At 45.0% G+C, this 20,201-nt stretch carries 13 protein-coding genes and 1 pseudogene; 7 read left to right on the top strand and 7 right to left on the bottom strand.

Going from position 1 to position 20,201, the window contains the following annotated elements; genetic code table 11:
* Window positions 1-575: 575 nt before the first annotated feature.
* The 4 genes from ACT7WV_RS23745 to ACT7WV_RS23730 all read right to left on the bottom strand — a co-directional run bounded on the left by ACT7WV_RS23745 (window position 576) and on the right by ACT7WV_RS23730 (window position 9,544).
* Window positions 576-5,432, bottom strand: coding sequence for an Eco57I restriction-modification methylase domain-containing protein (locus tag ACT7WV_RS23745; protein ID WP_445105240.1), 4,857 nt, complete (start codon window positions 5,430-5,432; stop codon window positions 576-578).
* 37 nt (window positions 5,433-5,469) lie between these two features.
* Window positions 5,470-8,352, bottom strand: coding sequence for a DEAD/DEAH box helicase (locus ACT7WV_RS23740; protein ID WP_445105239.1), 2,883 nt, complete (start codon window positions 8,350-8,352; stop codon window positions 5,470-5,472).
* 231 nt (window positions 8,353-8,583) lie between these two features.
* A complete protein-coding gene (locus ACT7WV_RS23735; protein WP_445105238.1) occupies window positions 8,584-8,949 on the bottom strand; it encodes a hypothetical protein in 366 nt (121 codons plus the stop codon).
* A 337-nt stretch (window positions 8,950-9,286) separates the two neighbouring features.
* Window positions 9,287-9,544: a helix-turn-helix transcriptional regulator gene (locus tag ACT7WV_RS23730; RefSeq protein WP_445105237.1), complete on the bottom strand. Its 258-nt coding sequence runs from the start codon at window positions 9,542-9,544 to the stop codon at window positions 9,287-9,289.
* 109 nt (window positions 9,545-9,653) lie between these two features.
* On the opposite strand from ACT7WV_RS23730, the gene ACT7WV_RS23725 reads away from it, so the two are divergent.
* The 4 genes from ACT7WV_RS23725 to ACT7WV_RS23710 all read left to right on the top strand — a co-directional run bounded on the left by ACT7WV_RS23725 (window position 9,654) and on the right by ACT7WV_RS23710 (window position 13,666).
* Window positions 9,654-9,944, top strand: a complete 291-nt coding sequence (locus ACT7WV_RS23725) for a hypothetical protein (protein ID WP_445105236.1) — start codon at window positions 9,654-9,656, stop codon at window positions 9,942-9,944.
* 13 nt (window positions 9,945-9,957) lie between these two features.
* A complete protein-coding gene (locus tag ACT7WV_RS23720) occupies window positions 9,958-10,239 on the top strand; it encodes a hypothetical protein (protein WP_445105235.1) in 282 nt (93 codons plus the stop codon).
* Between the two features lie 118 nt (window positions 10,240-10,357).
* The gene (locus ACT7WV_RS23715) at window positions 10,358-12,199 is read left to right on the top strand and encodes a GmrSD restriction endonuclease domain-containing protein (protein WP_445105234.1); all 1,842 of its coding nucleotides are present in this window, start codon (window positions 10,358-10,360) and stop codon (window positions 12,197-12,199) included.
* Between the two features lie 102 nt (window positions 12,200-12,301).
* Entirely contained in the window at window positions 12,302-13,666 is a 1,365-nt protein-coding gene (locus ACT7WV_RS23710) for a TnsD family Tn7-like transposition protein (protein WP_445105233.1), read from the top strand.
* A 15-nt stretch (window positions 13,667-13,681) separates the two neighbouring features.
* Here ACT7WV_RS23710 and ACT7WV_RS23705 read toward each other — a convergent pair whose 3' ends face one another.
* Together ACT7WV_RS23705 and ACT7WV_RS23700 are read right to left on the bottom strand one after the other, a co-directional pair.
* Window positions 13,682-14,902, bottom strand: coding sequence for an RNA-guided endonuclease InsQ/TnpB family protein (locus ACT7WV_RS23705; RefSeq protein ID WP_445102270.1), 1,221 nt, complete (start codon window positions 14,900-14,902; stop codon window positions 13,682-13,684).
* Window positions 14,903-15,009: 107 nt separating this feature from the next.
* A pseudogene (locus ACT7WV_RS23700) lies at window positions 15,010-16,017 on the bottom strand (transposase).
* An 84-nt stretch (window positions 16,018-16,101) separates the two neighbouring features.
* Between ACT7WV_RS23700 and tnpA the strand changes: the two are divergent.
* Window positions 16,102-16,518 (top strand): IS200/IS605 family transposase, encoded by a 417-nt coding sequence (tnpA, locus tag ACT7WV_RS23695; RefSeq protein ID WP_445105597.1) that lies wholly within the window; start codon window positions 16,102-16,104, stop codon window positions 16,516-16,518.
* The gene (locus ACT7WV_RS23690) at window positions 16,515-17,129 is read left to right on the top strand and encodes a TnsD family Tn7-like transposition protein (RefSeq protein ID WP_445105232.1); all 615 of its coding nucleotides are present in this window, start codon (window positions 16,515-16,517) and stop codon (window positions 17,127-17,129) included. Before tnpA ends, ACT7WV_RS23690 begins: the two co-directional genes overlap by 4 nt.
* 315 nt (window positions 17,130-17,444) lie before the next feature.
* On the opposite strand, the gene ACT7WV_RS23685 is transcribed toward ACT7WV_RS23690, so the two are convergent.
* Window positions 17,445-18,458 (bottom strand): IS701 family transposase, encoded by a 1,014-nt coding sequence (locus tag ACT7WV_RS23685; protein WP_445101257.1) that lies wholly within the window; start codon window positions 18,456-18,458, stop codon window positions 17,445-17,447.
* Window positions 18,459-18,597: 139 nt separating this feature from the next.
* On the opposite strand from ACT7WV_RS23685, the gene ACT7WV_RS23680 reads away from it, so the two are divergent.
* Window positions 18,598-20,199 (top strand): DUF6603 domain-containing protein, encoded by a 1,602-nt coding sequence (locus tag ACT7WV_RS23680; protein ID WP_445105231.1) that lies wholly within the window; start codon window positions 18,598-18,600, stop codon window positions 20,197-20,199.
* Window positions 20,200-20,201 lie beyond the last annotated feature (2 nt).

Here is a 20,201-nt window from a genome sequence, read left to right as displayed (position 1 = left end):
AGAGTGAAACGGAGCGAAGAATCTCTGTTTGGCGTTGCGGTTTGAGATGCTTCACTACGCTATCGTTTCGTTCAGCATGACATTTTAGACTTTTAACAGGCTGATAATCGGATGGGAATAATTTATACTTACTCTGATGTCATTCTGAGCAGAGTGAAACGGAGCGAAGAATCTCTGTTTGGCGTTGCGGTTTGAGATGCTTCACTACGCTATCGTTTCGTTCAGCATGACATTTTAGACTTTTAACAGGCTGATAATCGGATGGGAATAATTTATACTTACTCTGATGTCATTCTGAGCAGAGTGAAACGGAGCGAAGAATCTCTGTTTGGCGTTGCGGTTTGAGATGCTTCACTACGCTATCGTTTCGTTCAGCATGACATTTTAGACTTTTAACAGGCTGATAATCGGATGGGAATAATTTATACTTACTCTGATGTCATTCTGAGCAGAGTGAAACGGAGCGAAGAATCTCTGTTTGGCGTTGCGGTTTGAGATGCTTCACTACGCTATCGTTTCGTTCAGCATGACATTTTAGAATCGTGCAAAGTATAGTAGCGACCAAGATGGTCGCACTACAAGCATTCCTCAAAAAATGCCCAGGCGGTACGATAATCTTGCACTCTGTCGCACTTGACAAAGGGGGCTTGATAGGTAATCGGGCGCTGGATGGGGTCGCCGGGTAGGGTGTCATCCTCTACTGTCACCTCTACTGTGCCTGTTTCCATGTCTTGCACATCTTCCCAACCAATGATGTCTTTTTTCTTATTGCCTTTGCGGGGTAAACCAACCCCGGTTAAGCCCTTACTGGTGGTGAAAATGATCCGCCCGTTCATGTCATAGTAGGTTTCTCGTTCGTATTGCTGCATGACGGGGAATTGGACGCGGTAAATGGTAATTAGTTCGTCGAGGGTGAGTCCGAGGGCTTTGGCGGCGAGGACATCAATTTCTACGAGGGCTTGGCGGCGTTCGTAGTCGGTGCGGAGGGCGTTATGGCGTTGCCAGTGGGGGGTGAGGTGGGCAAAAAAATTGGGGTTGAGGCGGGGGTCATTGGGTTTTGTCCAGGTGTCTTGGGTGAATGTGTCTTGCCAGCAGTCTTGCCACAATTCGTTGTAGTAGGTAGTGAGGCAGTTTAAGGCGAGGGTGCGAATGTATGCTTCTGGTGTAAGTTCAGGACAGGCAAAAAGCGATGATAATTCATTACGAAAATTTGCTTTACCTGTTGTCTTCACAAAAAAGTCATAGGCTAACGAAGAGGATAAAGCAGTCATTTGGACAAGTGTTTTCATATTGCCAAATGCTAGAGAAAAGCAGCCATCAATATGTGCTGTTTCTATGGGCATAATTGCAGGTATTAAAGTACGTTCACCCGACTGACTGAGCATTTTCCGAAAAATTAACCGATAAAACTCATTAACAGGTTTTTTATCACCCCAAGAAACGCAAGCAGTCCGGCGACGGTATTCGGTAGGGGAACAGTCGGGGACGTAGTTGGTGCGAGGGAGGTAGTCATCGGGAATTTGCGTTAAGTCGAGAACATCATAAGACCTATTAGTATTACAAATCCGCCTAGGGGTTTGGTAAAGGGGTGTACCTACAAAGAATAGAGGACCAGATAAAATTAATTCTTGAGGGGATTTAGGGAATTGAGTATCACGGCGAATTGTATTATCTTTTTGGGCATTCGTTTCATGCCACATTTCCAGAGCAAAATATTCACCCTGTAAATTACCTAGACGTTCTTCTTGTACCGCAATTTTTTCCAGTACACTGACTAAATTTTGAGTATGTAGCGCAGGTAAACGGGCTTCTGTTGCAGGTGTTCCTTCAGAATCGTACAGTTGAGCAAATAGCTGTAAAGTATTGAGATCAACGCTAATGATTCTGGCTGGATGTCCTTTGGTTTCCCAATTTCCCTCATTATTTTTTATCCCTGGTATTACACTATCATTGGCTGATTCAAAGCATTCAAGTATAGTCCTTGGGCTGAAAATATTAGCAATATGTACAAAGCGAATTAAAGATTCAACTTTGTTTGACGGTTTTTGATAAATATTTATACTGTACCTGGTTTCATTATGAACTTCCTTAAATAAAGAGCTTTTAAGTTCATTTTCAATCTGAAAATGCGCTTTGAGATAACGATAAAGTTCCCTTCGCAGCCCTCCCCCCTTCGGGTCATCATAAACCCCTTCAGGATGCAAGAAACCCGATACTCCAGCAGGTTTACTAAATGTCCAGGCTTGAGGCAGAAAACACTTAAATAAATTCGTTTGTGACCCCTTCAATAACGGATAATTCTGCACCGCATTAAGAAAATTCTGCGTCCCGTGTGACTCTTCAAACTCTTGTAAATACCCTTTCCTTAACCCTGGATACTTATCAAACAACCCCTCCCGCCGTTGAGCAAACTTACTCGCCGATAACTTGCGAATCACCGTCAAGGGGTCATAATCTCCCAAAACATCCCCCTCTGTCCACTCAATCTTAATCCAAGGCGGATTTCCAATCATTAAATCAAACCCACCATTCAACCGAAAAATATCGGCAAACTCCAACTCCCAATGGAAAAAGCGATACCTCTCAGCTAACTCCTCCACCAACTGCAAACGGGGACTGACTAACTTCAACTTATCCAGATTCACAAATCCCCAAGTGGTCAGAAATAACTTCCCCTGTTCCGCCTCCTGAGTTTCTGGAAACAACGATAACTGCTGCTGTGCCGGAACCAGCATTTCCGTCTCCCCTAAAATTGCCCCCACTTCCTGCAAAAACTCCTCCCGCGTGGGCAACCAATCCGCCTCGGTTAACGACCAAAACCACAGCGCACACCAATAATCCATCACCAACTTCAGGCGACGATAAGCCGAGGCATTTGCTACCCCTTGAGATAGCTTTTCTTGCTCATAAATTTTATCCTTCTGGGCTAAAGGAATCTCCCCCTCTCCCTCCCTTTCTTGTCCCCATACCGTCAAACTATCGGTAGTCCGTTGACGAATCTGCGCCACATCTTTGGCGTAAGACTCCCACAAATTATTAATCCGTTGACTGAGGCGAATCGCATAATCAGCCTGTTCCGTCGTTAATTCCGCCTTACAAAACTCCTTTTGCCACTCCTTAATTTGGTCAATCGCCTCCGGTTCAAGTTCTTTGATCACCTTATCGCTATAATTTGCCATACCGGGGTCGCCTAAAAGGAAATGAAATATCCCCTGCTGCGGTAACGCCTCCCCCAAAGGAATCCGTTTGGGGTCAAATTCATGCCACTTTGCCACCCCTTTCTTTGACCCGGTAACGTTTTGGCGCTGATAAATTTGCCGTCTCGCCCCCACCAACGAATTCCCACAGTGCAACTGCAAACCAAACCAGGGGACAAAAACTTGATTTGCTCCCCCTTCCCTTGCAGGGAAGGGGGCTGGGGGGTTAGGTTTTTCCAATTCGCCAGCAGTATCCCCAGGGACTGAATAGGAGTTATTCTCCCCATATATCGAATTCAGCCATAACGATACCTCCGCCAACTCCATCGCAATCGGATTCTTGTCAATCCCAAACACATTGCGGTCAGCCAAAAGCATTTTTACCTTCTGCTTTTCCAGAGTAATTTGTTCGTGGGGAATACGCTGATTTAATTCATCCTGTTTGCGTTCTAAATAAGCTTCTGCCAGTTGGTCGATTGCCTCATTCAAAAACGCAGCACTGCCCATCGCTGGTTCGCAAATGGTTAAGGTTAAAATATCATCAGCCGTTTTATCCTTTAACAGTTCCTTCAGCGCATAGTTCACCAAACATTCCGTCAACGATTGAGGCGTATAATAACTAGCACTTTTTTGTCTATCCCGTCCCGCCAAGCGAAACAGAAATTTTCCCTTTTCATGCTTGCGAGGAACTACCCCAGTTTTCGGGTCTTTGACTAACTCCGTCTTTTTAAACTCATCCAATCTTTCAGCGGGAACAAAATAGCCCACCTCCAACTCACTGCGTTCCTCCGACTCATTCTCCGGCTTCACCTCATAGAGGTCTGCTTCGGCAAAAAATGCCGATAAACTCAATAACCCCTCATACACTTCTCCCAATTGGTTTACCCCCAACTGGGCATAACTAATCCTCCCTCGTCGCCCTTTTCCTACCCGTGAAAGGGACATCAACTCCAACACCTGCCGCAATACGCTATTGCGAAACTTAACCCGATTCAGCATTGGTGTTCGTTCGGGGTCAAATAAATGGCTTTTCAGGGCAGGTAAACGGAAGGTATTATGAATCGGTTGCTCTGTTATTTGTCCAATATCTAATTGTTTATAGTCGGTTTGAGGATAGCCCGACCACAACAAACTAAATAGCCTGCGGATGCAAGTATCAATATAGTAACCATTAGCATCTTCTGCGGATAATAACTCCGTTTGTTCCAAATCCCGCAGCGTCTCTAAACTGTACCCTTCCCGATACACATCCGAACCCATTGGCACATAGCCCAACTCCGGTCGCGCTTCAATGTAGAAAATAAATAGAAGGCGATACACCCACCGCAAACATTCAATTTTGACCTGATTCGGGTCAATTTGTTGTTCCCCCTGTTCTTTTTGCGCCTCACTGGAATACACCTGCTTTTTACTCACCCTGCGCCGATAGTCAATTGCCTCATTTCCCAACAACTCAATCGCCTCCCGCAGGGCATATTTCAGGTCTTCAGAAACGCTGTAGGTGTGGCGATGGCTGTTTTCATCCAGGGTATCGAGTAACGCCGTTCCCTCTAGGGGACAAGTGTGGTCGCGGTGTAACAAAGTAGCGGCGGCGAGGAGGGCATCTTTATCCCGTTCTTCCAGAAGTTGGGCAAGGTCAAAACGCAGTAACCGGGAGGCGTTCCACTTGTGGCGGTCAATTAATACCAATTGGTCGATACTAATTAGAATTACCCAACGGGGCGGGTTATCTTGGGCAAAGATGTGCTCAGTTAATAAGTCTTCCAGGGTTAAATCCTGCAACCGTTCCCCTTCCACCTCCCGTAGCCCTTGGTATTGTTCCGCTTCCAGAGTCAGGGATAACACATCGAGGGGTTCAGAGGTGGGGTTAAACCCTTCAATAACCCACAGTTGAGGACTGCCATTACTCCGACTCACTTCTGCCACCACGGGCAAAAGACTATCATCCTCTAAAACCTTCAGTTGAGGCTGAAACGAGTAGCCCAAAATCCCCAATACCTGCTGAAAAAAGTCCCGTTGCTGCTGGAGTTTTTCCTCCGTTTCAGCCATGCGCCCTAACTTATCTTGGAGGCGAAAGTAGTCTTGACGGAGACTACCGAGGGCTTTATCGGGGGTTTTTTCCTCTGAGGTTTCTTGCCAATCTTTGGTCACCCCTTTAAGGTCTTGGGTGAGAATAGCATCCAGGTAGTGGGCGGAGTAGAATTCGTTTTCGTTGGCGATTCCGGTTAGGGGCATGGCTTCACAGGTTATCGTAACGGCTAAAATCCTTGAGTTACGGGTGCGACTGGGAACGGAGAACAGCGATAAGTTGGATATAGGGTTCAGTTTCGGTGGTCATAGACAGTTCCACCCAATCTCGGTAGCCTTGAAAAATTTTATCAATTTGGCGGCGTTCTCCCTGTTGTCGCTGTTGTTTGATAATTTCTGAACGTTTATCTCGTTCAAACCGCAGTTCCAGTTGTTCGAGATGGTGTCCTCGCAATTGTTCAAGGCGTTGCTGTTGTTCGTGCAGTTTGGGGGTTAATTCAGCCTCAAAGCTATTTCGTTCTTTTTGTAAGTAGGTACGGGCTTGGTGAATGGCTTGGGAACGTAGAGGCAGCAGGTTTTCTAGTTCGTCAGTACCGGAATTAGGAATTGGATGTTGTCCCAGTTGTGTCCGTTCTAAGGTTTGGGCAAAGAATTCAACCTTCTGAAATTTATCGGCTTGAAAAATAACCGATACCCAACGGTTCAGTACAGGCGACCCCCGGCGGTTGGGAAAACTCCCGAAACAGATAAAAACGACCTCTTGGGGCATCATTCCCGTAGATGATTGAATCACCGGGGCTTGGTGTCGCCCAAAGTAAAACAAACAACGGTCAGTCAGCCATTCAACCAGGGGATGGAGTTCCCACAGATATTGTTTAACGGGCCAAGCCGACTCCTGACGACGGGCTTCGACCATCATCTGCATCATGTCTTGGGGGTTATCGGTTAAGGAAAGCAGTTGCTGATCATCAGGACGAATTTCTCTGGGTAAACGTTCGTAACGACGAACTAATTCTTGGGGCAGTTGTAGCTCAACTAACCTTTCGGCAGTATTAATATTGAGATTAACTATCCCATCAGCGCGAGAGTTGAGGGCAGCTACGGTAAAGTCAAAAGTGGAGGGAAACAAACTCAATAGCGTTCCCGTTGCGGCGGATTGGTCGGGGGGTGTTTCTTCTGGGATAAAACTATCTGGGTCTTCAAACCAGCTAAATATATCCGCTTCTCCCCCACTGGCGGCATTTTGGTCGAGTTGTTGGGAAAAATCCGCCGCAGAGAGTCCGGTTTCAATGGCTTGGGCGGTGATTGCTTCTTCAGCTTCGGCTTCAAAGACACCCATAAAGACAGACGGATCGCCGATATTTTTAATCGCTTGTTCGTCTTTTGCCAATAATACCTGAATAATTCGTTCCACTTCATCCATGCGTTCCACCGTGGAACGAGTCAGCAGATAGCGAATTTCCGGCTGGCGTTTCTGCCCGTAGCGGTCAATGCGTCCGTTACGCTGTTGTAGAGTCATCAACGACCAGGGAATATCAAAGTGAATGAGTTTATGACTGAGATAGTGCAGGTTTAACCCTTCGGCTGCAACTTCCGTCGCAATCAGAATCCGGACTTTGGCACTCTCTTGACCAAAGGCTTCAACAATGCGAACCTGATCAATATCCGCCATTCCCCCATCTAAAGTAGCGATCGCATCAGGCTTTAAACCCAGCGCCTGGGGTAACTGAGTTTGGAGAAATTTCAGGGTTTCTAATCGTCCAGTGAAAATCACTAAACGGTCAGTTGTATCCTTACCCGTCCAGTTAAAATCATTTTGAATGAGTTTGAGCAGGTGTTGATATTTAGAAAAATCCTCCACCTGAATTTGCTCTAAGGCGGTTTCTAAATCCTTGAGTTCGGCTAAATCATCCCGATCCTCTTTTGCGAGAGAGTCTTTTTTACTTAAGCGCTGGATGCGATTGCGAACCGTTTCTAAACAAGCGGCTGGACTCGATAGCATCGCCTTAAGCAGCGTTGTCTTAAACAATTGACCCGCCTTGCGCTGACGGTCAACGCTGGCTAATTTTAACCCATCAAGTCGCTGAAATACCCGTTCCTCGGCAGTAGATGCTTCAGCTTCAATTGCTTCGACATGACGTTCGGGGACATTTCGCTTAAGGTCGTGCCAAACATCCTTTTTAAACCGCCGCACATAGAGGTCACGGATATCCTCTTTCGTGTAGTTTAACTCATCCGCGATCGCCGTCGGATCGAGCATATTCATCAAACTGGCAAAACTTTCCGGTCTCCCATCGTGAGGAGTCGCCGACAGTAAAATCAAAGTATCCGAACGAGTCGCTAACCGTTCAGCTAACTTTGCCCGTTGGGAGGCCGACTGTCCTTTGCCCCGACGGGCGACATTATGGGCTTCGTCAATAATAATAATATCCCAATATGCCTGCTCTAGATAACTGCGATATTCCCGGTCTTGCTTAAGAGTATCAATAGAAATAATCGCTCGGTCATAATAATGGAAAGGATTATGATTTCCCGGAAGGCGCGATCGCACCCGTTGAATCGCCACTGAATCTAAGCGCACCAGGGGAATCGTAAAACGCAGCCAAAATTCCTGTTGAAACTGCCCCATCATCGATTTCGTAGCGACCACCAAAATTCTACGTCCCTTACCCCGGCGAATCAACTCAGACACCAGAATGCCACATTCCAGCGTCTTACCTAACCCCACCGCATCAGCAATTAAAAGCCGTTGGCGGGGCATCTGTAACGCTTTGCTGGCAGGATATAACTGATAATTAAGGGCATCCATCGCCGCTTGCTGCCCCAAATAAATGCGCCCATCTTCAGGGACAGTTTGCTTGAGATTCGCTTCGATAAACAGCAAACTCTGCATATAACCCGAAGATACATCCGTCACCAATTCCGTTTCTTCTGCCTTTAAAACCTGTAAATCCCCAGTTTGTTCCTCTATTTCCCTGAGAAACTGGATTCTGCGTCCCCGCAAAAATTCCGACACCCCAACCGCTTCAATAACTTGATCGCCATCAGACGAACGAGACACTGATTTAACCAACCATTCCGCATCTCGGCAAAGAATCCGCGCACCGGGAGCAATATCTATTGCCATGTTTTTCTTAAACTTAGAGGTTTGTGCTTGGTCTGAGTGTCAACTCCTAGTTGACTAACCTTTAATTAATGATGCGATCGCTTTCATTACCCTGCCAACTCCTAAGACACCAGGGCAAACTTGCTGGCATCGTTACGTTACTTTATCGTTTCCCACGATTTCGCCACTCGATAGCTGGCTGAACTATTTTAATTTAGGCGATGACTTATCTAGAGCAACCCAAGAGTAGGCTTACTCCAACCTCCAGCCAAACACAGTACTTTCCTCTTCAGAATCGTTGTTTGCCGTCGTCACCAATAACCTCTGCCCCGTCGCATTCTGGAATTGAAACAGGCAAAGCCCTAACCCAGTGCCAGAGCAATCAACTATTTCGGTATATCCTTGTTCAATGAAGCGATCGATAACTCCACTTCTGTTCGGATTATTCACCTGTTCCATATTATTAAATACAGCCTGCCAACCCTCCTCAATCAACAGATTCCTTGCCTCAGAGTACGTCATACCTTGACGCAGCTTGGGAACTTCCTGCGCCAAAGCTGAGAGATTAACACAGAAGACTGCACTCAAAAGAACACTAGACAAGAAGGGTTTAAGCATTTGGCTGAACTAAAATGCCTTGAAAGATAGGTAGTATTAATGATAATAGGGAGATAATTTATACATTCTCCATCAAGCCTAATTCACCCCTTGGGTGTATCCCACAGGGTAAGTCTACGGATTCTTTTCTACGCACGGGTGGCTGAATCGGGAGTTTTTTCAGCGGAAAATCCGTTCAATTTTCGCTAAAATTGGGCGCAATATTCCGGCATTTTCCGCCTCGGTAGCGGTAATCAAGGCTTTTTAACGTTCACTTCCCTGATAAGGGTCAAGTCCCTGCAACTCAATCGACGCCAGCAGGTGATTCCACAATCATTGCTGCCAGTATATCTACTATTTAAGAAAGGTCGTCGGGTTCGCTGTCTATACCGTAATTGCGGAATAGATCAGTAAAAGAAATATCTAGCGCTTTGACCAACTTTTCCATAGTTTCTAGCGAAGGGTTCAGTTCTCCTCTCTCAATATTGGAAATATAGGTACGGTGAAGCTCAGCCCGTTCGGCTAGCTCCTCTTGAGATAAATCCAGTTCTCGCCGTCTGCGTCTTATCGCTTTTCCAAAGCGCTGTTTGATACTTAGTTGATGATTTTGACTCACTGCACAATCGTCAGAGAGTAAAGTGAGTGAGTCTACAGAGTATAAGTAACACTTTGTGATATATAAATAACATCAGTGATTTAGCTTCACTCAACATCTGGAAACTACTATGTCTCACCTGCCACCCCAAGTACCGCCCTTCGGTCTACCAGAGGACATTCCCGAAACCCTACCTAAGCAGCAGTTCCAGCTCGGCGATTCAGTACGCTGGCGTCAAGTTCCCAATCCAGATTTTGGTTGTATTCTCGGCGTTATCTACACCCACTCTGCCAGTTGTCTGATTACTGGGCTTCACTACTTAGTCTTACTGGACAAACAAAGTCCCTCAAGTCAGATAACTAGATACGACTTTGCCTTCGAGGAAGACATCGAACATCTCAATCAACCATTCTCGTCTTGAGTCCACACTCATTATGTCTGAAACTGATAGAGACCAAGTCCTCCAACTCCATAATCAGATGTTCATGTCTCCCCAACTATTTAGCCATCGCTGGGGATTAGGGTCATTAGAACTAGCTCAAATCTGCTCTGTCTCGCAATCAACCACAAACCACTGGTTAGGAGGAAGAATCAGCCGCCGAGAAGCAGGGTTTCCTTACCAGAGAATCCTCGCAGTAGCAGATTTTCTGTTAGAAAACGCTGCTCAAGTTCAACCACTCCTAGAGCAATGGCACTCAAATGGACAACAAACTTAATTAATCCTGGCTTTGCCCATGGTTTTGTCAAATTGACAAGACTTTTCCTCTAACTCTTGACCCCTAGGAAAGCTCAGGAGTACTTTGCCAAAAGTAGTAGCGCTAGCCTCCTGATTGAATGAACTCGATTAGCACTTTTGACATCACCAAATATCCCTTGCTAGATATCCTCAAAGACATCAAAATCGGACGCATCCAACTGCCGGATTTCCAGAGGGATTGGGTTTGGGATGATGCTCGTGTCAAAAGGCTGTTGACAAGCCTATCTCTGGCTTATCCTGTCGGCGCACTCATGCTACTCCAACAAGGTAATCCTCAAATGCGCTTCAAACCTCGCCTGCTCGATGGTGCTACTCTAGAGCAACCTCCTGCACCTAACTTATTAATTCTCGACGGACAGCAGCGTTTAACCACTCTATTCATGGTGCTGCTATCAGAGCAACCTGTCTTGGTTAAAGACTCCAACAGCAACAAACTCAGCCGCAAGTGGTACTACCTCGACATTGAAAAATCTCTCGACCCCAATATCGACGGAAAAGAAGCAATTCTCGCCTTACCTGAATCAAAAAAGCTGCGAACCTACAGTGGTCAATCTCTCAACGTTTCTAGTTCAGAGCAAGAATATTTAATTGGACTATTTCCTTTATCGAAAGTATTCTTCTTCTCCCAATGGAGAAGCAACTACTCTAGGTTTTGGCAATACGACCCAGAAAAACTCAAACTGATCGACACCTTAGAGCTAGAAATCCTCAAAAAGTTCGAGCATTATCAAATGCCTGTCATCCAACTACGAGACTCCTTGCCAAAAGAGGCAGTTTGCCAAGTCTTTGAAGATACTAACACCTCTGGCTGCGACCTCAACTTTTTCGACCTGATGACCGCTAGTTACTGTAGTGACAACTTCAGCCTGCGGGACGATTGGAAGCGCCGAGAGGCTCACCTTAAGTCTTTCAAAGTCTTGCGTTCTTTAAGGAATACAGATTTTATTCAAGCCGTCACCTTGGTAGCTTCTTATGCTCGTCGCCAAGACGCATTCGATGCAGGGATAGTTTCCGAGAAGTTACCTGCGGTTAGCTGTCGGCGCAGTGAAGTTTTGAACTTATCAACCGAAGAATACCAGAGTTGGGCTAAACCGATTACCAGAGGGTTTGAGGAAGCCGCCCGATTCCTGCACGCCCAAAAAATCTTTGACGCTAACCATTTGGCATACCCGATCCAATTAGTGGCAATGGCAGCAATTTTAACTGTACTGGGAAAGCAATCAAATAGCGAACTTGTACGTTCTCGATTAGCGCGTTGGTTATGGTCAGGAATGTTTGGAGAGTTGTATCTACGCGGGGAGGCGCGGGCCGCCTGTGACGTAGTGGAGATACCCCTGTGGTTATCAGCTGATGCCTTACCAACGACAGTCACTTCTGCCAGATTCTCGGTAGAGCGACTGCTGAGTGCTAGAAAACGCTATGGTGCTGTCTATCAAGGCTTATCAGCACTCTTGCGCCTCTCTGGGGCAGTAGATTGGAGTACGGGAGAAGAAATTAATGACGTACTCTATTTTGAACAGAAAGTAGAATCGCACCACATCTTCCCCGTTTCGTGGTGTCGAAAGCATGGCATTGACCCGAAAAAATACAACTGCTTGGTCAATCGCACTCCTTTAAGTGCGAAAACGAATAAAAAAATCGGCTCGAAAGCCCCTTCTGTTTACCTCAAAGAGTTTGAGAAGTTGGGAACATCACCTGAGAAACTCGATGATATGTTGCGATCGCACTTGATTGAGCCAGAATGTCTGCGCCAAGACGACTTTGAGGGATTTTTCACTGCACGGACAAAAGCCTTAATGGAGTTAATTGGCAAGGCAATGGGCAAGCATTTAATCCTTGAACCGTTTGAGCCATCTGTGGCGGAGTATCAAAACGGTAACGGCAATTGCCTAGATGCAGCGATAGTGATCAATTCCTAAGCACTCGCCCCATCTTTTTCCTCATTGAAAACTACTCAAGCATAAGGCATTTTGATAAATACTTTGGGTGCAAAGCAGAGCTAAATCTAATAAATAAAAAATATGGTTAGCTTTTTCCCAAAGCCATATCCTGATGAAATTTTATATAGTGTCATGGCACGCTATCACATTAGAAGCGCTAACACGAGTCCGAAAGTAACACTAAGAGAGTTATTTAATTCACCCAGCACTATAGCTACGGCTGATTTACCTTCTAACCTCAATATTTTAAGCGAGAACCTACAATTTTTTTCTAACTATACAGTAGAAGAGCTGATTTACAAATACACACTGTACCCGTTCTACAGTGTTTTTCTGCCTCCCAAGCGAGCGATTCAGGTGAAAGAGTCAATGAAGGCAGAGCAGGGAGGTGATATTCACACTAGAGCTGGAATAATGGCAAGTTCAGTTGCCATGTCCAGGTATTTCCGGTTTTGCCCCAATTGTCTAGAAGAAGATTTACAAAAGTACGGGGAAGCTTACTGGCATCGACTACATCAAATTCCTGGGGTAGTAGTTTGCCCAGTCCATGCGGTGATGTTGAAAGATAGCACAGTTCCGATACAAGGCTTCAATAAACATGAATATCAGGCGGCGAGTCTAAAGAATTGTCCAATTACTCCTAATCAGCAACTATACAGTAATGACACTTTAGAGAACTTGCTACTGCTGGCTCAAGATATCTCCTGGTTAATGAATACCAAACTCTCTGCTAAACAGCCAGAGTGGTTTCGCCGAAGGTATGTTGCTTTATTGATTGAAAAGGGTTTGGCGACGGTAACAGGTCGAGTTAATCGGAAGAGGCTACTTGATAATTTTCTGTTTTTCTATGGACATGAAATGCTGGAAGCTCTAAACTCGACGCTCAATTATCAGCAAAAACATAACTGGCTACTCAATATCGTCAGAAAACCTAGAAAATCATTTCATCCTATTAGACATCTACTGATGATTCGGTTCCTAGCAGGCTCTCTCGCAGAATTCTTCAACATCGATTACGATTACAAACCCTTCGGTGATGCTCCTTGGCTTTGTCTCAATGCTGCTGCTGACCATTATCTCCAACCAGTTGTCACCGATTTGGCTATCAGTAATTGCTGTGATACCAAAAAACCTGTTGGTACTTTTCGCTGCTCCTGTGGCATGATTTATTGTCGAACAGGACCCGATACAACTGAAGATGACCAATACCGAATCGGCAAAATTAAAGCCTACGGTACTGTTTGGGAACACAAGCTGAGGGAACTTGTAGAGGTGCAACGGTTGGGACTTCGAGCAACGGCAAGACAACTCAGGGTTGCTACCCGAACAGTCAAGCGGTATGCCTTACTGCTGAAGCTTGATACTTCCTGGCAATCTTGTGATGAGTACGAATCTGTGCCGTCTCAAGAACAGCCAGAGGATGATTTGACATACTCCCCGCGCTGAAGCGACGGGGATTATTTACGCTTCATTGACTAATGCTACCGAAGTAGTCTTACTCTGTCTGGACGTACATTTAGAGTCGTGCCGATGCCCCGTGCCGACTTTTTCTATATTTGCAGATGCGTTTTCGTCTCTATCATGTTCGCTGCCACAACCTAAACAGAGTATTGAACGCACCGATAAATCAATCTTGCCCCATTTATAGCCACAATCAGAGCAGGCTTGGCTAGTTGGTTCCCAACGGTTGATGGCTACAAACTTGCCTCCGTACTTTTCAGATTTTGCCTCAACCAAGACCCGGAATTCTCGCCAGCCTTGCTGACTAATTGCTCTAGAGAGTTTGCGGTTTTTGACCATTCCTGATACATTTAAATCTTCTAAGACGATAGTTTGGTTTTCACTAACGACCTTGGTAGACAATTTGTGCAGGAAGTCTTGGCGAGTGTCTGCAATTTGATTGTGCAGTTTTGCTATCTGAATTCTGGTCTTATGTCTTCTGTTTGAGTCTCTCTGTTGTCGCGCCAACTTCCGTTGAAATTTACGCATTTTACGGTCTAAACGTTTGTAGCAAGGACTGAAAGCTTTTTCACCGTTACTCATCACAGCCAAGGTTTTGATACCCAAATCAATGCCAATGCTTTGGTTTTTAGCATTAGCCTGAACAGGCTCTACTTCTACTACAAAACTTAAGAAGTAACGGTTGGCACAGTCCTTAATAAGGGTTACGGAACTAGGACTCGTAGGTAAATCCCTTGACCAGACAGGCTTGACAACACCTATCTTTGCAAGATAAACACCATCTTTCTTGATGGAGAAACCCCCAATCCTGAACCGTGCCGATTGGCTATTATTCCTCTTTTTGAACTTTGGATAACCAACCTTTCTACCTTTTCTCTTGCCTTTACAGGAATCGAAAAAGTTCTTGAAAGCTATCTCTAAATCAGCTACAGACTGTTGTAGCGGTATGTTCGACACCTCGCTTAACCAAGCTCTTTCCTCAGTCTTTTTCGCCTGAGTAATAACAATCTTTTGAAGTTCAGCCGACTTGGGCTTCTTTGCCCTTGCGGTACGCTCGCCCGCTAGACCTAACGGTCTCGCTTCGCTAACGCTAACACTAACAGATTGCTTACAGATTGCAAGCGCATCGTTATACACAACACGGACGCAACCGAACAACCGAGCTAGACTCTGCTGTTGTTGGTCTGTTGGGTAAAAACGATACTGGTATCTTGCTTTCATGCTCCGTGATAGGATTGGTCTGTGTTTGGATTATACATTAGGCATCTCCAGAAAGCTAAGAGTGTCTCCCTGACTTACTTTGAAGCCTTAAACTAACTTCCACAGATTTAGCTCGATTCAACGGCTCCATAAGCATCAGGGGCTTTTGTTGTTAATTTAACTGCCAAACTATCAAGGTTAATAATCTCATTTCTCTTTGAGTATTCAGGGGTTTTCACTGCCGAGAAAACTAACCGCTCAATTCTCAGTCTTACTAAACCACAAATGGTTAGGATAACTGACTCATATTTACTGGCTTCCAGACGAAATCTTTCTTGTGCTATTTTAAATATCTTGATTAAACGAATCACGTGTTCTACAAAAATGCGGTTAGAAGATAGCTTTTTATTGGCTTCTTTTTGCTGTGAGGTTAGTTCTCCATTTTTCGGTTTTTTCTGAGGAGTGCGAATTTGAAGTTCTCCTAGATAGGCTTGATCAGCACTAAATAGTTGATTTTTATCAAATTGTTTCAGACGTTCCCGCATCAGACTTATGTCACTTTTGGTTCCTGGTTTTCCTGCTACTACATCGATAATATCTTTACCTTTGGGCAAGACAATAAACTGATTTTTAAAAGTGTGATTTTTCTTCTTACCTGAGTAGAATGATTTTTGCTCTTGATAGTCTGAAGGTCTTGATCGGCTTTGCTCAGCGCTATCTACTATTAACTCCTGCTCTGCCAACATCTCAATAATTGCTTCCTCCTCTTCTTCGCACTTTTTTACTTGTTCTAGTAAGCTAGCTGGTAGTGATTCTCGCAACAGAACTTGCCAATAATTAAACATGTTATTGGCTGTCGATTCGCTTACTTGAAATAATAAGCCCAGAATCTGAAAGCTCAGATGATGACGTAAATAGATTAAAGTTAATATAATTTGTTCTTCAAGAGCAAGAAGAGAAGTCTTGCCACCGCCAGCACTAATCAGCCGAGTTTTCTTTTTCTCAATTTCTCTCTGTCTCTGCTCATGTCAAAGTTTGGCTTGTTCAATTAGTTGAATCAACTGCTCATAGCTAATTCCTACCAAGCGCTTGGCTTCTTGATGATTACGTTGCAAGTACTCCCAGGTATAACTCACAGTTTCTGCACCCCAAACGTTAATTAGTTATGCCTTAATTATCTCATAATTTATATTTTGGAGATGTTTATTGGTCTACAGGAAATGACTACTCAATTCCGGAGGGAAAGACATAGCGTTACAGACCTCAAGATTCACTTGGTCTGCGTGACTAAATATAGGGATGAGATTTTTAGTGGTGAACAGTTGAAATTAATCGAAGAAGTATTTCGCCACGTAGCAACACAGATGAACTTTCAAATTCTAGAAATCAGTGGTGAGAACGAACACGTACACGCATTGATTGAGTATCCACCAAAGCTCTCTGTATCGAAAATTGTGAATGCTCTAAAAGGTGTCTCAAGTCGTCGTTATGGACAGGCTGGCTTTAAAAAACCGCACGGCAAAACAGCTTTGTGGAGTCCCAGCTATTTTGCCGTGTCTGTTGGTGGCGCTCCTATTGAAGTGCTTATCCAGTACATCAAGAATCAAGAAAAGCCGTCCTGGAAGGACGGGGCTTGAATCCCATATTTTTGGTCAATTTTACTAGTAACAGTCAGAAGAGACATCGAGAAACATGGTTGACTCTACAACGAGAGTATCCAGAGGCGTCGAAGACAACTCTCAGGCAAATGGCTCCTGCTACCTATGCATGGTTGTATAGAAATGATAGAGACTGGCTTCATCAAAATTCACCAACATTAAGGGTGCCTATTTCTGCTACAAATAGGGTTGATTGGCACGAGAGAGATAGGCAGGTTCTCGCTCAAGTTAGGGATATTGTGCCGCAACTCCTCGATGCCCAAAAGCCTGTCAGAATTACGATTGGCAGGATTGGGAAAACTCTGGATGTGCAAGCGCTACTCGAAAAGCACATTGATAAAATGCCTCTGACGAAAGCATACTTGGAATCGGTGACTGAATCGATAGAGGACTATCAGATTCGACGCATTAAATGGGCAATAGCGAAACTTGAACAGCAGGGGCAGGAAGTTCAGCCCTGGAAGGTGATTCGGATGGCTGGTTTACGAGAAGATTACTCTCAGAAGGTTCAAGCGGCTCTTGAGGATGAAGTGTATAGGAAATCTAGGGCGATCGCGTTCTTTAAGGAAGCACTAAGAGAGTGTTGGTAGACAAGTGGGGCATGGCGTATGCCATATTTAAGGGAACATCTGAGGAAAGTAGCCACGCCTCTCAACGATGAGCGATCGCCAAAGCCCTGAACACGTTTTGCAGAGTATTCTCAAGGATATTCAAGTTGGTGACAGCTTAACCACAGGGGACGTCAGCTAGATTCTGAACCTGTTCATTAGTATCAACCCACCTGAATCTTTCAACCCGACAGATACACCTCACAATATTCCCTATAGTCAATCATATTTTTCTGTCAGGACTTACGCAACTGTCACAAGCAAGGGCGTAGCTACGCCGCGCCAAGCGCTAAACAACTAGAGGACAAACATGGGAACATCCGGACGTTTGAGTTGCTGAACTAAATAATTTGACAATAATCCATGTTTAATTTGATAAATTGTTTGACTACTTTTATAAGCTAAATCTTTGAGTCTAAGCCCAACTAAAATAGCGCAGGCAATATGGTTTCTTTGAAGGCGACCCTTGCGACATTGACACGATTCAATCCCAGTCAATTGTTTTAATTCTCGATGAAACTCCTCAACCTTCCATCGAACCTTACACACTTTTTGTACAACGTCCGTAGAATCTTGAGATAAATCGTTTGTAGCGATAAAATCCGTTCTGTCGGTGGAGACAGTCACCCGGAATAGTTTCACTTTTTTAGCACCTGGGAACTTTTTTATTTTAACTATTTTACCGGATTTCAACTCCTGCTCATCCCAAGATAACAAATCAACTTTTTTATAATTTTCTTGACCTGACGTATCATCAACAAGCCGATTACGTTTCAGAGGGCAATAATAATATTTCCCTAAACCATCAATATATAACATCAGTTTGTTGGTTGCATACCAAGTGTCCATCAAGACAGCTTGAAACGGCAAAACCTTATGATACACAAGGTTTTGTAGCATCTCTATTACATGATCTATCTTGGTTTTTCCATCTCGGTCTGGGTCATAAATACGATAGTCCACTACCCAAAACTTTCCGAGTTCATGATTGACATATATACAATTTATGACACCAATTCCTTGGATAACACCATGTTCATTGCCACTATACTGCCGTTTACTTGTCTCTATTTCTGTGGCATGTCGTTTATCAAGTACTGTATCATCAAACACGACATATGAATTCTTATTTATTTCGATGATATCTTTGAGATTATCCCAAAGTAGGCGCGGTGTTAGCTTTTCATTTTTGAGATAGCGGTTGATTTTATCATGGCTAATCTGCTCTAGATGCTCTGCCAAATTTGTCAGAGTATAATTAATTTGACTACTTAACAAATACTGACAATAGTTAAGTTTAGTAAATCTCATCAACTAAAAGATTTTTTTATGCGTCCTCAACTAATTTTCTCATGATTTGAAGAATACTTAACATAGCCAATCACTGTTACTAATTTCAGCAATGCCATCTGGGTACGCCACTTTGACATAGTACATAAATACTATAAAGTTGCGCTCACGCTGTGCCAGTTGCGTAAGTCCTGAATACATTCCTCCATCAGTAGGAAATTACTTCCTCGCAATTGGAATTCGCTTCACCTCCTTCGAGATGATCGATTCCTTCATCCTAGTCACAGCAACATTCGGTCACCGCTTTGAACTCGACATTGTGGGCTTATCAACCCTGGTATTACCCGCACCCGATGCCCAGAGTGCAGGCGTCACACCAATTGCAGAAGTGCAGCTAGCCCTACGAGCTACATTCATTCCCGATGATGGCTTCTTCGGCATTAGCGCCCAACTGACGCGCAATTCCTTCCTCCTCTCTCGCCGTTGCCAACTCACAGGCGGCTTTGCCTTCTACACCTGGTTTTCAGGCACCTACGAAGGAGATTTTGTCCTCACTGTTGGCGGCTATCATCCTCAATTCTCTCCCCCCAGTCACTACCCCACGGTGCCCCGTTTGGGCTTTAACTGGCAAGTCGATGACCACGTCACGCTCAAAGGTAGCGCCTACTACGCGCTCACCCCTTCTGCCTTAATGGCGGGTGCCAGCTTGAACGCCACCTGGCAGGATGGTAACTTACGGGCTTGGTTCGACGCAGCAATCAACTTCCTGATTAGCTGGAAACCCTACCATTACAGCGCTGATTTCCATATCAGTATCGGGGCATCCTATACTTTCCACTTCTTCGGCACCCATCACATCACCGCCCATGTTGGTGCTGATGTCAGCATCTGGGGACCCGAATTTACCGGACAGGCTCATGTTGATTTGTCCGTTATCTCGTTCACAATCCGCTTTGGTAGCAGTGGTCGTAACAAGATTGAGCCAATTAAATGGGATACATTCCGTCAATCCTTCCTGCCGGATGATAACGGAAAGATCTGTACGATCAACGTTAAGGCGGGGCTGACGAACAAGGCAGCAGCAAAAGACAGTACTGATGCAACGACACAGCCTGACAGCAACAACCTGGGTGTGGTCAATCCTAAAATCTTTTGTCTCACTACAGATTCTGTGATTCCTGCACAGCAGGTCTATCGCGGAGAACAAGGTCAAAATGTGCTAGAGCGTGCTGGTGCTACGATCGCCTTCAATATCGGAACCATGCAGTTGAGTAACGCTCAGATCATCTCCACCCAGCGCATCATCATCACCAGCGATGGCATTTCTGTAGAGGAGCAGTTTGACTTCCATCCGCTGACCAAAAATGCACCAGCCGCACTCTGGGGTTCCCAGGTGCAACCCTCTTTGAATGGAGATCAATTGATCAACAACTTGCTAACCGGCTACGAAATTCGAGCCAAACGCCTGGATGATGCACCCCACACCGATCCGATTAACTACGCTGAGCTTCAACAAGCTGCCACTCTCGATCGCGAACCAGATGCGTTCCGTTGGTCATCACTAATACCCTTTGTGCCTCAAAGGGCAGATGACGCTACTCGTCGCGAGACCATTCACAATACCCTCTACAACAATGACGTAGCTGGTAGACGAACTGCGATCGCTAGTGCCTTACTCGGCGACGACAGCCTTAATCTTGCCAATTTCAGTGCGGATGATTTTCTCAGCGCCCCCCAAGTGAATGAGTTGATAGCACGGTAAAC

Source organism: Symploca atlantica LB2515 (assembly GCF_052546295.1).
This window is presented reverse-complemented; position numbering and strand designations above follow the sequence as displayed.

Coding starts and splice junctions, on each gene's coding strand:
- ACT7WV_RS23725 (WP_445105236.1), top strand. CDS start 9,654: ATGTCTCACCTGCCACCCCAAGTACCGCCCTTCGGTCTACCAGAGGAC.
- ACT7WV_RS23685 (WP_445101257.1), bottom strand. CDS start 18,458: ATGAGATTTACTAAACTTAACTATTGTCAGTATTTGTTAAGTAGTCAA.
- ACT7WV_RS23705 (WP_445102270.1), bottom strand. CDS start 14,902: ATGAAAGCAAGATACCAGTATCGTTTTTACCCAACAGACCAACAACAG.
- ACT7WV_RS23720 (WP_445105235.1), top strand. CDS start 9,958: ATGTCTGAAACTGATAGAGACCAAGTCCTCCAACTCCATAATCAGATG.
- ACT7WV_RS23745 (WP_445105240.1), bottom strand. CDS start 5,432: ATGCCCCTAACCGGAATCGCCAACGAAAACGAATTCTACTCCGCCCAC.
- ACT7WV_RS23710 (WP_445105233.1), top strand. CDS start 12,302: ATGGTTAGCTTTTTCCCAAAGCCATATCCTGATGAAATTTTATATAGT.
- tnpA (WP_445105597.1), top strand. CDS start 16,102: ATGACTACTCAATTCCGGAGGGAAAGACATAGCGTTACAGACCTCAAG.
- ACT7WV_RS23740 (WP_445105239.1), bottom strand. CDS start 8,352: ATGGCAATAGATATTGCTCCCGGTGCGCGGATTCTTTGCCGAGATGCG.
- ACT7WV_RS23715 (WP_445105234.1), top strand. CDS start 10,358: ATGAACTCGATTAGCACTTTTGACATCACCAAATATCCCTTGCTAGAT.
- ACT7WV_RS23735 (WP_445105238.1), bottom strand. CDS start 8,949: ATGCTTAAACCCTTCTTGTCTAGTGTTCTTTTGAGTGCAGTCTTCTGT.